The organism is Williamsia sp. Y844 (assembly GCF_056786475.1).
Window position 1 is genome coordinate 77104 of sequence record NZ_JBXCJB010000002.1, and the last position, 13880, is coordinate 90983.

Annotated in this window: 12 protein-coding genes and 1 riboswitch; of the genes, 5 read left to right on the forward strand and 7 right to left on the reverse strand. The window is 60.6% G+C overall.

Features of this window, described 5'->3' with window-relative positions; all coding sequences use genetic code 11:
- Positions 1-4: 4 nt before the first annotated feature.
- Both AC1TQG_RS12735 and AC1TQG_RS12740 read right to left on the reverse strand, forming a co-directional pair.
- Complete coding sequence (locus tag AC1TQG_RS12735; protein WP_482137401.1) at positions 5-2008, reverse strand: OPT family oligopeptide transporter; 2004 nt, start codon at positions 2006-2008, stop codon at positions 5-7.
- Between the two features lie 322 nt (positions 2009-2330).
- Positions 2331-2507: an HNH endonuclease gene (locus tag AC1TQG_RS12740; protein ID WP_482137402.1), complete on the reverse strand. Its 177-nt coding sequence runs from the start codon at positions 2505-2507 to the stop codon at positions 2331-2333.
- A gap of 56 nt (positions 2508-2563) precedes the next feature.
- Between AC1TQG_RS12740 and AC1TQG_RS12745 the strand changes: the two genes are divergently transcribed.
- Together AC1TQG_RS12745 and AC1TQG_RS12750 are read left to right on the forward strand one after the other, a co-directional pair.
- The gene (locus tag AC1TQG_RS12745) at positions 2564-3322 is read left to right on the forward strand and encodes a heme peroxidase (protein WP_482137403.1); all 759 of its coding nucleotides are present in this window, start codon (positions 2564-2566) and stop codon (positions 3320-3322) included.
- A gap of 373 nt (positions 3323-3695) precedes the next feature.
- Positions 3696-3959 carry a LuxR C-terminal-related transcriptional regulator gene (locus AC1TQG_RS12750; protein ID WP_482137404.1) on the forward strand — a complete coding sequence of 88 codons (264 nt, stop codon included), beginning with the start codon at positions 3696-3698 and terminating at the stop codon, positions 3957-3959.
- A 76-nt stretch (positions 3960-4035) separates the two neighbouring features.
- Here the strand turns inward: AC1TQG_RS12750 and AC1TQG_RS12755 are convergent, their stop codons facing one another.
- The 5 genes from AC1TQG_RS12755 to nhaA all read right to left on the reverse strand — a co-directional run bounded on the left by AC1TQG_RS12755 (position 4036) and on the right by nhaA (position 10127).
- On the reverse strand, positions 4036-4719 hold the full coding sequence (locus AC1TQG_RS12755; RefSeq protein ID WP_482137405.1) for a hypothetical protein: 684 nt from the start codon (positions 4717-4719) through the stop codon (positions 4036-4038).
- A gap of 298 nt (positions 4720-5017) precedes the next feature.
- Positions 5018-5389: a hypothetical protein gene (locus AC1TQG_RS12760; protein WP_482137406.1), complete on the reverse strand. Its 372-nt coding sequence runs from the start codon at positions 5387-5389 to the stop codon at positions 5018-5020.
- Between the two features lie 511 nt (positions 5390-5900).
- Positions 5901-8201, reverse strand: coding sequence for a TPR repeat domain-containing protein (locus AC1TQG_RS12765; RefSeq protein WP_482137407.1), 2301 nt, complete (start codon positions 8199-8201; stop codon positions 5901-5903).
- Between the two features lie 77 nt (positions 8202-8278).
- Positions 8279-8596 (reverse strand): invasin, encoded by a 318-nt coding sequence (locus tag AC1TQG_RS12770; protein ID WP_482137408.1) that lies wholly within the window; start codon positions 8594-8596, stop codon positions 8279-8281.
- 205 nt (positions 8597-8801) lie between these two features.
- Positions 8802-10127 carry a Na+/H+ antiporter NhaA gene (nhaA, locus tag AC1TQG_RS12775; protein WP_482137409.1) on the reverse strand — a complete coding sequence of 442 codons (1326 nt, stop codon included), beginning with the start codon at positions 10125-10127 and terminating at the stop codon, positions 8802-8804.
- Positions 10128-10317: 190 nt separating this feature from the next.
- On the opposite strand from nhaA, the gene AC1TQG_RS12780 reads away from it, so the two are divergent.
- The 3 genes from AC1TQG_RS12780 (at position 10318) to AC1TQG_RS12790 (ending at position 13850) form a co-directional block, all read left to right on the forward strand.
- Positions 10318-11640, forward strand: a complete 1323-nt coding sequence (locus AC1TQG_RS12780) for a uracil-xanthine permease family protein (protein WP_482137410.1) — start codon at positions 10318-10320, stop codon at positions 11638-11640.
- Between the two features lie 220 nt (positions 11641-11860).
- Positions 11861-11953: riboswitch (SAM riboswitch) on the forward strand.
- Positions 11954-12105: 152 nt separating this feature from the next.
- On the forward strand, positions 12106-13071 hold the full coding sequence (locus tag AC1TQG_RS12785; RefSeq protein WP_482137411.1) for an amino acid ABC transporter permease: 966 nt from the start codon (positions 12106-12108) through the stop codon (positions 13069-13071).
- Complete coding sequence (locus AC1TQG_RS12790) at positions 13068-13850, forward strand: amino acid ABC transporter ATP-binding protein (RefSeq protein ID WP_482137412.1); 783 nt, start codon at positions 13068-13070, stop codon at positions 13848-13850. Before AC1TQG_RS12785 ends, AC1TQG_RS12790 begins: the two co-directional genes overlap by 4 nt.
- The last annotated feature ends 30 nt before the right edge of the window (positions 13851-13880 follow it).

The window sequence follows — 13880 nt, forward strand, 5'->3', positions numbered from 1 at the left end:
CGCGTCAGTCCTTGGTGACCGTCACGTCTTTGAGTGGGTTCGCGATCTGCTGAGTCTTCTTGTACAGCCAAGCGATGAGCGCGACAAAGGCAACAACGCCCAGGATCTCGGCCCAGCTGCTGAAGCTGTCGCCGACAACCGCCAGTGGACTCTCGTCGCCGGTGGCCGCCACGATGCCGGCGAACACGACGCCGAACAGGCTTTCGCCGACGATCAAGCCGGTGGCCAGGAGCACGCCCATCCGTTTCTTGCGTTCGACGTTGCCGCCGCTCCGAACGGCCCACCGGTTGTAGAAGGTGCCGAGGATGGCGCCGACCGGGATGATCAGGGTCAGCGCGATCGGCAGGTACATACCCATGCCGACGGCCAGCGGCGGCAGGCTGAACTTGGAGGTTGACCGCGACAGGAGCTCGTCGATGATGATGACGCCGACGCCGATCAATGCGCCGAGGCCGATGAGGTTCCAGTCGAGATCGCCGCCGAAGACGCCTTCGGCCAGCGATGAGATCAACGCGGCCTGCGGGGCCGCGAGGGCGTCGTCACCGGCGCCGGGGGCACCGGCGAAACCGAACGCGGTGTTCATGAGCCCGAGGATCGGCGGAATGATCGCCGATCCGAAGAGCACGCCGATGATGAGTGCGACCTGCTGCTTCCACGGCGTCGCGCCGACCAGCTGACCCGTTTTGAGGTCCTGCAGATTGTCGTTGGAGATGGTTGCGACACCGAACACCACTGAGGTCACGAACAGGGTGAAGGCGATCAGCGCGGTGTTCTGCGCGTCGTCGGCGTCGCCGTAGACCATCTTGATGAGCAGCGCGGCAAGGATGGCGACCAGGATTCCTACACCGGAGATCGGGCTGTTCGACGAGCCGATGAGACCGGCCATGTACCCGCAGACCGCCGCAACCACCAGGCCGATGACAAAGACGAAGATGATGCTGACGGAGATGATGCCGGTGGCGGTCCCATGCAGTGCGGTGTTGTGGACGAAGTCCCAGAGCAGCAACCCGATCGGGATCAGTGCCACCAGGATCACGATCGCAACCATGGTGATCGGGATGTCCTGCTCGGTCAGGTCGACCTTGTCGCCCTTACGCCGTGCCCGGGCCGAGACCAACGAGTTCTGGATGCCTCGCAGGATCGGGCCGATGATCTTGAGCAGCGTCCAGATCGCGGCGATGGCGATGGCGCCGGCGCCGACAAACCGAACGTCGGAGGAGAAAATGCTGCTGACCCCGTCGAGCAGCGACTCACCGGCAGGGAGATGGCCGTTGGTCTGAACGGGGAGCAGGATGCCGAACGAGATGACCAGACCGACGAGCATGGCGATACCGACGGTGAGTCCCACCAGGTGACCGACACCGATCAGGGCCAGCGACAGGCTCGCGCCCCACATGGTGCCGCCCGCGCCGACCTTGACCGCACCGGCCAGAGAGTTGCTGATCACCTTGAGCGCTGCCAGCAGCGAGAATCCCGCGGCTGCGAGCGAGCCCATGATGATGATCCGCATACCGCCGCGGTTTTCCTCGGCGCCCGCGTTGGTGTCGCCGACCTTCAGCACCTCGGCAGCGGCCACACCTTCGGGATAGGGCAGGTCAGATCCCGTCACCAATGCTCGTCGCAGTGGGATGGAATACATGACGCCGAGAATGCCGCCGATCGCACACAAGGCCACGGTGATCCAGTAGGGAAATCCGGTCCACCAACCGACCATGATCAGGCCGGGCAACACGAAGATGATGGCCGAGAGGGTGCCCGCTGCCGACGCGATCGTCTGGACGATGTTGTTCTCGACCACGGTGTGGTTCGCGAAGTTGCGCAGGATGCTCATCGAGATGACTGCCGCCGGGATAGCGGTGGCGAACGTGAGGCCGACCTTCAATCCGAGGTAGACATTCGCAGCTGTGAATACGAGCGTGATGAGGCCACCGAGGATGATCCCTCGCAGCGTCAGCTCGCGCAGACCGGACGACTTCGTACGCGTTGCCGTCACATCATCTGTGGACATTTGCAGCTACCCCTCACGGGTCAGTTGATCGATCACCGCCTCGATCCGGCGGTCGTTGACGTTGACACTCTATGTGTCAACGGTATGTCTGATCGGTGCACCCCGCATTCACGGTCGCGGATGTATCTCAGCTCACATTCGCGAGTTTCGGTCGGGGCTATTCGCAGGCCACGTCGTCGCCCCAACCCCGTGTGGAGCTGTTCTTAGCTGATCTAGGTATTCGTAGACCACGTCGTTCGGGGATTGGGCCGTTGAAGGTCTGGCTGCAGGAGTTCGGATCGATTCACGTCCGAGCCATCGGTGTGTTCGGTGGCTGTGTCGACTACAGATCTCGCGCCCGCAGATGGTTCGACTTGGCTCCGTTGCATCGCGGGCAGGCGAGGACGAGGTTGGCGAGGCCGCCGATGCCAATACGCGACCAGGGGAGTAGATGGTCGAGATGCCCGTTCATGGGGTGCTGGCCGAATGCGAGGGGATCCCGGACGTCGAGGTTGTGCACGCTGCAACTATCCGGCTTGTCGGTGCCCGGCGATACGGTGTGCGCACGAATCGCCCATGGGGATGGGCGAGGGCAACAAGGGGGAAATCATGTCTGTAGGGGTGGAATTTCGCGTCGGTGCGCTCGCGAATGCGTGCGAACGAGACCTGGGGGATCCGGCGCAGTGGATCGCGCCGCGCGCGTATCCGAAAGCGTTGGCGCTATGCATTATTGATGCCATCTATTCGACGGGCGCGCGTCACGTGACCGTTGAGAACATCTTTGAGCGGTACGGCATCTACCGCGCCGCGCAGGGTGGCGACATCACGCAGGACGGAGCGCCCGAGCTACTCAAGACTTTTCACGAGTTGGGCGACGCGTCGGAGTGGGCGTCAACGATCGGCAATCGAAGGCCGACGTCGTCGACGCCGGGGGCGCCGCTGAAAGCGCAGGCGGTCAACGATGTTGCGAGCCGCCTTGTCGACCTCGGAATCGATACTGCCGCCGACTTGCGCGACGTGGCCGATTCCGATGCCCTCGATGCCGTCAAGAAATCGTGGCTCGCGGTGCCGGGTCAGCGATCGGGTGTCACCTGGGCGTATGTGCTGACGCTCGCCGGTGTCTCTGCCGTCAAGGTCGATCGCGCAATCGTCAGTTATGTTGCGCGCGTCTTGGATCTTCCCATTGATGAAGTGACTCCGACCGTGGCGAGCGTGCTCATCAGCGACGTGGCGACACAGAAGCATTGGAATGTTGGTCACACGGAGCATGCGATTTGGCGGTTGGGGTCCAAACGCCCGGTAGGCGAACCCGTCCTGCCGGTAGCTACTGAGTAGCGGGTGAATCTCACGCGCCGGGCGGTTCTTCGGGGTCGCTCGGTGTGGGGTGGGAAGAACTGGCATTCCAAATGCGATGTGCGGCAGAGCTGTTGCTCCGGTCCGGAGGAGGGGAGGGATTCCCGATAGGGGAACCTTAAAGTGGCACTTGTTAATTCAAATAGTTAGGTTGTCGAGGGATCGGGCGCGGTCAGCGACCGTTCGCAAATGCAAGGCGGACACCACTTTTCGTGCAAGTTGTTTGCATAGCTAATGGTGACCCCAGTTCGGGGGGCATTGGAAGGGCTGGCTGGATGTTGTCGGACTGTGCCATTAGTTTCAAGGGAGACAGGCAGTCAATCCGTCGGCTGCTCACCGAAAGATCGGATCGAAGATGTTCGCGATGAATCAGGTCTCAGCCGAGATACTAGTCAGGCCGAGCCTGAGTGCGCGGGAGATTGAAGTCCTTCGTGCGTGGCTTTTCTGCGACTCCAAGGATGTTGCTGCTCGCACGCTGTTCATCTCTTCGGCGACCGTGAACACCCACATCGCGCGGATCCGTGACAAATACGACGCGGTCGGCCGGCCGGCGACATCGAAGACATCGCTGTTGGCAAGAGCGCTCCAAGACGGTCTCATCACGGTTGAAGAGCTCTGACCGGGACTCGTACGACAGCGCGGCCGCTGTCTGAATGGTCCGCCCGGCATCGTGCTGATGGGCCTGGCCGTCGTCCCTACACTCCGGGGCTGTGAGTCCAGCCGGGGAATGGCGGCAGCGTCGGAAGGTACGAAGCGTCGATCGGGTTGGTTGGGTACACCAGGCCAAAGCTGTCGAGTAGGGCCATGGGGTACTGCTCGACAGCCCAATCGTTGCAGGGCGGTTCTTGTCCGCTTTCGTAGGAGTACTGCTTGAGTGTCCAACCGTCGAACACGTCCCTGTTGGGATAGCGCTTGTGTTCGGCAGTGGCGGCGGGTTTGGTTGCCGTGGCCGTCTTTGACGGCGTGCTCGCGGTGGCATGCTGTGGTTCCCGCTCGATGCGGACCCGCCACATCTCGGGCGTCGCGAATATGTGGCCCTCGGGGCTGAGCAGGTCTGGATCGGTGACCGGTCGCAGGTCTGCTGGTTCGTAGGGTTTGCGTGGATGTGTTGGGTGGGGTTGATAGGTACCGAACGCGACCTCGCAAATCCGGGCATCGACAGTGGTGGGGGTTTCGACGACGTCGTACAACAGATAGTGCTTGGTACCAGATACGGCAATCGCAGGCGGCAACCGAGAGGTGTCTTCGACATGGATCTTGGTTTTTCCCTCGGTCTTGATGCCTTCGTCGAGAAATCGTCCGTATCCGGGGTAGCTGCTGTAACGCCCGACCATATACGCGACCGCTTTGGCTTCAACGGTGGCTCTGATGACTGACATCGACTCGGACTGAAGGTCTGCGGGGAATTCGGTTGCCCATACGTTGGTGTATGTGCCAACCTCGGCAGGTAGGACGTATTCAGACGGGTTGTTAGCCGGTGATGTGCCGGACGAACTCGATGGGTGGTTGCTTGGATTGGACGAGCATCCGACTACGAGGACTCCGGCCACTGCAACGAGAAAAGTTTGGGTCCTGTTACTCATTCAGCAATCGATTCTTGTATTCGTCGTATGACATTGCCTTGGTCGGATCGCCTTGTCGGGCATCGTGCTTGTGGTCCTTTTGGCCGTGTCGTCCCTACACTCCGGGGCTGTGAGTCCAGCCGGGGAAGGGCGTCAGCGTCGGAAGGTACGAAGTGTCGATCGGGTTGGTTGGGTACACCAGGCCAAAGCTGTCGAGTAGGGCCATGGGGTATTGCTCGACAGCCCAATCGTTGCAGGGCGGTTCTTGCATACTTTCGTAGGTGTACTGCTCGAGCGTCCAGCCTTCGAACACGTCCCTGTTGGGATAGCGCTCGGGTTCGGCAGTGTCGGCGGGTTCGGTTGCCGTGGGATTCGTTGGCGGCGTGCTCGCGGAGGCGCGCTGTGGTTCCCGCTCGATGTGGACCCGCCACATTTCGGGCGTCGCGAATATGTGGCCCTCGGGGCTGAGCACGTCTGGATCGGTCACCAGTCGCTGATCGACTGGTTCGTAGGGCCTACGCGGATGCGTTGGGTGGGGTTGATAAGTGCCGAACGCAACTTCACAAATCCTGGCGTCGACAGTGGTGGGGGTTTCAACCACGTCGTAGAGCAGATAGTGCATCGTGCCAGACACGGCAATCGCCGGCTCCAACTGATCTGGAAGTTCGACGTCGACACGGCTTCTCCCTCGGGAGGTCTGGGTAGCTTCGTCGATAAATCGCCCGTATCCGGGGTAGCTGTTGTCGGGGCCGACCGTATGGGCGACCGCATAGCCTTCAACGGCGGCTCTGATGACCGATATCGACTCTGATTGCAGGTCGACAGGTGAGTCCGTCGCCCAAACATTCGTGTACGTTCCGACCTCCGGGGGCAGAACATACTCCGACGGGTGGGTCGCCGCTGACGTGTTGGGTGAGCTCGGAGGGCCGGCGCCGGGACTTGATGAGCAACCGACGACGAGAACTGCAACCGCGGCAACGAGAATCGTTCGGGTCCTATTACTCATTCAGCAATCGATTCTTGTATTCGTCGTAAGACATGGCTTCGGTCGGATCGCCTTGTCGGGCGTCGTACATGTCTTGGTATGTTCCTACGTCGACACCGGCGCGCTCGATCCGAGGACGAAGTGCACCGAGAATTTGTTCGTCGCTGTCCGTGCCGTACCCAGACTTTATTTCGCTGAGGGGACGGAGTGTCTGACCGTCGAAGAGACGTTTATCAATCTGCGAATTTGCGCCGTCAGGTACTGGATTCTTCGATGCGTACAGCTGGTAATACTGCTGCAATTTCGCATTCTCAACCGCGTCTGGGATGTTTTCGGGATATGGGCCTTGATCCGCGAGCTCGATCTCTTTGTCCCACGCCGGAATATATGGTGATGCCAGGTCCAGACCGACTTCGGCGGTGTTACCAACAACGGGGATCGCGGCTGCAACTTTTTTGATGCTGGTTTCGACGTTCGAAGAGATTGCTGCTCGATCGTCGTTGGTCAAGCCGTCCGTGCCCGACCCGAGGTGCTCGTCGTGCCAGTTGTCGAGAGAGGCAGCTGTCAATCCATCGGTCAATAGATTCTGTAACGCTCCGTTGCGGGCACCGATTTCGCCGGCATTGGGTGCATCCGGGTCGTTGTGATCCATCGTCACCAGATTGTGGGCGTTGAGTGCCTGCTGTGTTTGGACATCGTGGATGAGCCGTTCACCGGCAGTCGGATCGCTGGCGATCAATGCCATCGCCCGTTGCGATTGATCCCGCAACGCATCGTTGTTTTCCCCGAAATTGAGATCGTCGAACGTGCTCTCGTTGAATCCGAACGCGCCTGGAGAGCCGCCTGCCATGACATTGAGATAGGGACGAACCGCTTCTTCCATTGCACCGGCCAGTGCTGGGTTGATGTCGCCCATGCTCTTCTCGGACTCGCCGATGTTGATCAGATTGCCGAATTGTTCCCCCGACCCAGAGGTGCTGTCGAGGAGTCCGCGGAACGCGCGAGCGGACAAGTCGGATTTGGATGCATTTGTTTGGTCTGCAGCGTACTCGTCAACCCAGTTGGTCAGGTTTGCGGCAGTTTTGCCATCGTCGCGCCACTCATGTGTCAGTAGATTTTCCACAGTGCGGTTTCGGTCGTAGTCGCCGTCAAGCGATGTGCCGTCGGTGTAGTGGCCGGAAAGAATCGCTGCGGATGCTTCATGACTCCGGGTTCCGACCGACAGCAGGTTTTCCATGGTTTGTTGGTAATTGTTCTTCAAATCGGAAACGTCAGATCCTGGGAATGATGCCTCGATGGTCGGCGAGTGTTGCCCCCACGCAATCTCGGTCTCTGCCTTTCGGATCAGTTCGGTTCCCAGTCGCTCACCAGGCGCTATCGCACTTCCTGTGTTGGACAACAACTTTGCAATCTTGTAGTCCTGGCGGGCGATGTTGACGGGCTTACCGTCACGGCTCACGATCCATTCGTCGCGTGCTCTATGGGTTGACCAGTCGCGCATCCAAGGCGGAAGACTCTCGAAGCCACCGTGGACATCACCAGCACCGACCTTCTCGTTCGACAGAATCAGCAACCCGGATCCAAGCGCCTTCGAATATGCCTCGCCGTCTGCATTGCCCAGACGGTCGAACTCGTCCTTCAGTCCGAGCGTCTGATCCTCCGACAGGTTGTTGAAGAACTGATGGAGAAATTCTTGGGCGCCGACTGGGAGATCATCAACACGTTCGCCGTTGAGTAATCGTTGAGCCTGATCAGGTGTCAATCCTGCCGCTTCCAGGCTCTTGCCGACGACCGCCAATTCTTCCTTCGTCCAGCCGTCCTGGGACATCATTGCGGCGGTGCGGCCATCGGACGCGCTCAGCCCGAGCACTGCGGGAGTGAGACCTGACAGAGCTTGCAGATTGCCGGCGAGTGCCGTCGCGAACTGCTGACACGTCAGTTCGGCCAGGTCGGCCTTTCCTTTGAGGTAGGTGGCCCATTCGTGTCTGAGCTGGGCAATCTCTTCTTCGGTTGTCTCATCGTCGTCGCTGAGAGGGACATACCGGACCTGCCACATACTGTCGTCGCCGCTGATCAGATGGAAGCCTTTCGCGGCGGCGTCCGCGATGGACTTGTCGACCGCCGTCAGAGTGTCGTCGATTGCAGTCGAAGCGTCACTCAGGGTCGTACCGAGGGTCTCGTATTCGGCTGCAACGCGCTTGCCCCACGTGACTTCTTCAGTTGAGCGGTCCTCGGCCGCTGTCCGTGCCTCGCCCTTCCAATCGGTGGTCGGCAGATCGAACTTCCGATCTGCTGTGTCGAGTTTGGTGCGCATTGTCGAGGCCATCGATGTCAACGCCGAAAGTTTCAGCTGGTCCGGCATCCATTTGTCCAGCTGATTCTTGGTCGGAGTCATCGCGGCGCGTCACCGGTCGGGAGGTGACCGAGTCCGGCGAACTTGCCGGCCGACTGCTCGTCGACTCCCGTGAGACCGTCACGGGTCGCCCGAACAACAGAGGCCATTGACTCCCACTGACCGGAGACCACTGTCAGCGACCCTTTGAGGATGTCCGTGGCAGTTGCGGTTGCGGCGATCATTGGTGAATCTGGCATGAACGCTGAAACGACTGCCGTGACGTCTGGGTGCGGTATCTCCGAGACCTCGGCTGCCACCACTTCGATATCTGCTGCCAGCGTATCCATCACCGCATTGCTGATGACAACGTCCATTTGATCCCCCCGAATGACGTGGTCGGTTCGCTGCGCGATCGTGCGAGCACGACCCATCAGCTCCCCCGGATCCCCTCCAGATCCGATGCAGACAATATCGCACGGTTGAAAGGGTCGGCACGGATGTGTCGGGCACCGGCATGAAACTGTCCCAAACAGGACCGATTCTCATCGGGTGAAGGCACCCAGTCGCCAGATCCCTTGTCTAGCTGTTGTTTTTGTTCTGGTAGATATCGGGGATGCCGTCGTGGTCGTCGTCGCGCTCTTCTTCTTCCTGAACCTTGCGGTAGTGCCGGTTTCGGGCTCGTAGGAGGACTGATGCGATCAGTGCGGCGCACAGAGATCCGGTCAGCACACCTATCTTGACGATTTGATCGCGCTCAGAGCCCAGGCCGAAGGCAAGGTCGCCGATGAGTAGGGACACGGTGAATCCGATGCCGGCCAGGATCGAGATGCCGAGGACGTCGATCCAGCGAACGCTGGCGTCGAGGGAGGCCCGCGTGAACGCCGACAGCAGTCGGGTGGTGCCGAAGATACCGATTGCTTTGCCGAAGACCAGGCCGAAGATGATGCCGAGGGCGATGGGATCACTCAACGCATCGGTCAGGCCGTCGAGACCTCCGATCGCGACGCCGGCAGCGAAGAACGCAAAGATCGGAATCGCGATACCCGCCGAGATGGGCCGGATTCGGTGTTCGAAGTGTTCAGCCAGACCGATTCCGGCCTCCGGGCCACCGGCTGCCTTGCTCCGAAGGACCGGAACGGTGAACCCGAGTAGAACACCGGCGACCGTGGCGTGAATCCCGGACTCATGGACGAACACCCAGGTCAGAGAGGCCAGTGGAATGAGCAGCCACCAGGATCGGATTCGGCGCTGGACGCAGATGGCGAACAGCACCAGCGGTATCGCGGCGAGCGCGAGGGCACCGAGATCGATGTCGTCGCTGTAGAAGATGGCGATCACGGTGATGGCGAGAAGGTCGTCGACCACGGCAAGGGTGAGCAGGAATGTCCGCAGGGCCACCGGTAGGTGTGTAGAGATCACTGCCAGGACGGCGACCGCAAACGCGATGTCGGTGGCGGTGGGAATGGCCCAGCCCTGGGTGGCGCCATCGCCGACGTGGGCGGTGAACGCCACAAAGATGACGGCAGGCACCACCATGCCGCCGACTGCCGCGGCGATCGGAAGGACCGCGCGCTTCGGGTCACGGAGGTCGCCGGCAACGAACTCGCGTTTGAGTTCGAGGCCCACCACAAAGAAGAAGATCGCGAGCAGTCCGTCGGCAGCCCAGGTGGCCAACGACAGATCGAGGTGGACGCCCAGTGCGTCCGTGCCGACCTGGAACTCGCTGAGATCGGTGTAGGAATCGGACCACGGCGAATTGGCCCAGATCAGCGCAACCACGGTCGCCACCAGCAGGATTGCGCCACCGATGGTCTCTTTGCGGAGGATGTCGGCGATGCGCGATGACTCAGCCCATGAGCCCCGGGCAAAGAGTGGAGATGGGGTTTTTCGATCCTGTGCTGACACGTTGTGTCCTGTCTTTGGGTCGGCGAAGCGCGACACGCGCAACCATCAAGAGACGGTATTGAGCACGCGGCCGACCAGACTTCCCGGCACACCGCCGGTAACGTTACCGCCTGGCAAATACGCGTGGACAGGTGGCGCGGAATCAGAGGCGATGGCAGGGATCGGCTGCTCACGCGGCAGACTGTTGCCCATGTCTGAGAAAGATCTGAGGCCGGCTGAATCCGGCAAAGCGGCGACTGATGCCCCGTCACCGCTGTTCGGCTGGTCGCTGGTGGGTAGCAGCGGGGTGGTTGCCCCGCAGGAACGACTGTCGTGGCCGCGCACGGTGGGCATCGGTCTGCAGCACGTGGTGGCCATGTTCGGTGCGACGTTCCTGGTGCCGGTCCTCACCGGATTCCCGCCGGCGACGACTCTGCTCTTCTCCGGCATCGGCACGATCCTGTTCTTGCTCATCACGCGCAATCAGCTGCCGAGCTACCTAGGTTCGAGTTTTGCGATCATCGCGCCGGTCCTCGCCGCGACGGCCTCACACGGGCACGGGTCCGCGCTGGGCGGCATCGTGATGGTGGGCGCGATGCTGATCGTCATCGGCGTGGTGGTGCAATTCGCAGGCACCGGCTGGATCCACGCGCTGATGCCGCCGATCGTGACCGGAACCATCGTTGCCCTGATCGGCCTGAATCTCGCGCCGACTGCCAAGTCGAACTATGAGCAGGATGCGGCGACGGCCACGCTGGTCCTGGTGCTACTGATCGCCTCGCTGGTGTTGTTCAAGGGCTTGCTCGGTCGGCTCGCGATTTTCACCAGTGTTGTCATCGGCTATTTGTTTGCACTGGTCCGCGATGAGGTCGACACAGATCCCATCGGGGCCGCCGATTGGGTTGGCCTGCCCGACTTTCAGGCGCCGACGTTCCATCTGTCGGTGCTGCCGATGTTCTTGCCGGTTGTGTTGGTGCTGGTGGTCGAGAACATCGGGCACGTCAAGTCGATCAATACGATGACCGGCATCAACTACGACCACAAGATCGGTCGGGCGTTGGCCGCCGATGGTATCGCCACGGTGCTGGCAGGCAGCGGTGGTGGTTCTGCCACAACGACTTACGCCGAGAACATCGGCGTCATGGCGGCCACCAAGGTGTACTCGACGGCTGCCTACTGGGTGGCAGGCATCGCTGCAGTGCTGCTGGGTATGTCGCCGAAGGTGGGTGCGGTCATCGCATCGGTTCCGCCGGGTGTCCTCGGTGGTGTGACCACAGCGCTCTACGGCCTCGTCGGAATCCTGGGTGTGCACATCTGGGTGACCAACAAGGTGGACTTCTCCAAGCCCGTCAACCAGTTCACCGCAGCCATCGCACTCGTGATCGCCATCGCCGACTTCTCTTGGACCATCGGAGATTTGAGCTTCGGCGGAATCGCACTGGGAGCTGTTGCGGCACTGCTGATCTATCACGTCATGCGCGTGGTCGGCGGCTGGCGCGGGACAGTTGTGGTGGACAAGGCGGACGTCGAGTAGGCCTGCACTGACCCCGATTGATCGCCCCCTCAAGTGTTTGAGGGGGCGATCTTTTGTCTGTCGCGAGGTCGGGAAGTCGCCGGCTCACCACTCTGTTTTCAGACAAATGGACACCACGCAAGGTTTAAAACATGGTGATTCCAACCCGAAAGCCCACTCTCGCAAGGCAAATCAAATTCTACCCCTTGACGGATGGTTCATCGACCGCATAGATTCCTCCTCACCATCCAGAGCGACCGAGAGACTTGGCTCGTCGACGTCGCAGCAACCCCGTCATAGGACGTGTGGGTGCTACCGCCAAGAACGATGGAGGAACGATTATGGAACGCGCATCGTGGCGACGTCTGCACGTCGACCTGTGTCGAGCGGGCACCTGCGTCTGTATGTAGGTCTGACCCGCCTCACCCACACATTCTTGTCCTATTGGAAGGCCCTTTCAGCGATGCTCGCTGCGCGCATACACCAGTGGTCACCGTGACCCAGATAGATACCCGCTCGACGCTCGACGTATCGGCCGAGGTAGACGACGTAGACCTGGTCATTGCACGTAAGTGGCATCCGTGGCGTTGGATCATCGCGATTGCCGCGCTGATCGTTGTCGTCCAGTTCCTGCACGGATTTGCGACCAACCCGGGCTGGGATTGGGGCACGTTCGCGCAGTATTTCACCGCGTCGTCGGTGATGTCTGCGCTGTGGCTGACCATCCAGCTGACGTTCTGGGGATCTCTGTTCGGATTTGCGATCGGCATTGCGCTGGCTGCGGCCAGACTGTCGAAGAATCCGGTACTGCAGGTCATTGCCTGGTTCTACATCTGGGCATTCCGTTCGATCCCTTTGATCGTCCAGTTGCTGTTCTGGTTCAACCTCGCGTACCTCTATCAAACTCTTTCGGTAGGAGTTCCGTTCGGGCCGAGCTTCTTCGAGTTCAATGTCAACAATGTGATCAGTGGTTCCGCTGCGGCCATCATCGGTCTGGCGTTGCACCAGGCGGCGTATTCGGCGGAGATAATCCGTGCCGGGATCATCTCGGTAGACCAGGGTCAGCTCGAAGCCGCTGCAGCACTAGGTATTCCGAAGCACCGTGAGTTCTTCAAGATCATCTTGCCGCAGGCGATGCGGGGAATCCTGCCGAACGCCGCGAATGAAGTCATCAGCTTGTTCAAGGGCACCTCGATCGTGTCGGTCATGGCAATTGCCGAGCTGTTCTACCAGGTACAGGTCATCTACGGGCGCAGTGGACGCGTCGTCCCGCTGCTGATGGTTGCCACGGTCTGGTACATCGTCCTCACGTCGATCCTGTCGGTCGTGCAGTTCTACGTGGAGCGACACTATGCCAAGGGTGCGCTGCGGACCATTCCGTTGACGCCGGTGCAACAGATTCGAAAGAAGTTCTCCGACATCTCCTTTGCGCCGCGCGGGGCGACCCGATGACCGAGGCGATAGAGAACTCGAAGTACGCGGTCGAGGTCAGGGGCGTTCACAAGTCCTTCGGCGATCTCGAGGTGCTCAAAGGCGTCGACTTGGTCGTGCGACCGGGTGAGGTCACCGCGATCATCGGTCCGTCGGGATCAGGGAAGTCGACGCTACTGCGCGCCCTCAACCACTTGGAGAAAGTCGATCACGGCACCGTCCGTGTCGATGGTGACCTGGTCGGGTACAAACGCAAGGGCAACAAGCTTCACGAGCTGAGCAACAAGGAAATTCTGCAGCAACGCTCGCGGATCGGTTTTGTGTTCCAGAACTTCAACCTGTTTCCGCATCTGACCGCACTCGAGAATGTCATCGAGGCGCCGATTTCGGCACAGAGGCGCAAGCGGTCGGACGTCGAGCCTGAGGCGTTGGCGTTGCTCGAACGCGTCGGCGTCGGTGATAAAGCGCACGAATACCCACGCAGGCTCTCGGGTGGGCAGCAGCAGCGTGTTGCGATCGCTCGGGCACTTGCACTGCGGCCCAAAGTGATTCTGTTCGACGAGCCGACATCTGCGCTCGATCCCGAACTCGTCGGCGAAGTGCTCGAAGTCATCCGAGGACTCGCCCGCGACGGTGCAACGCTTGTCATCGTGACCCACGAAGTCGGTTTTGCACGCGAGATCGCCGACACGGTGGTGTTCATGGACGGTGGCGTCATCGTCGAACAGGGAACCCCGGCGGAACTCATCGACTCTCCCAAGGAAGAACGCACCAAAGCTTTTCTCGCACACGTCCTCTGATCCATCTCACTCAAACCGACAAACAAGGAA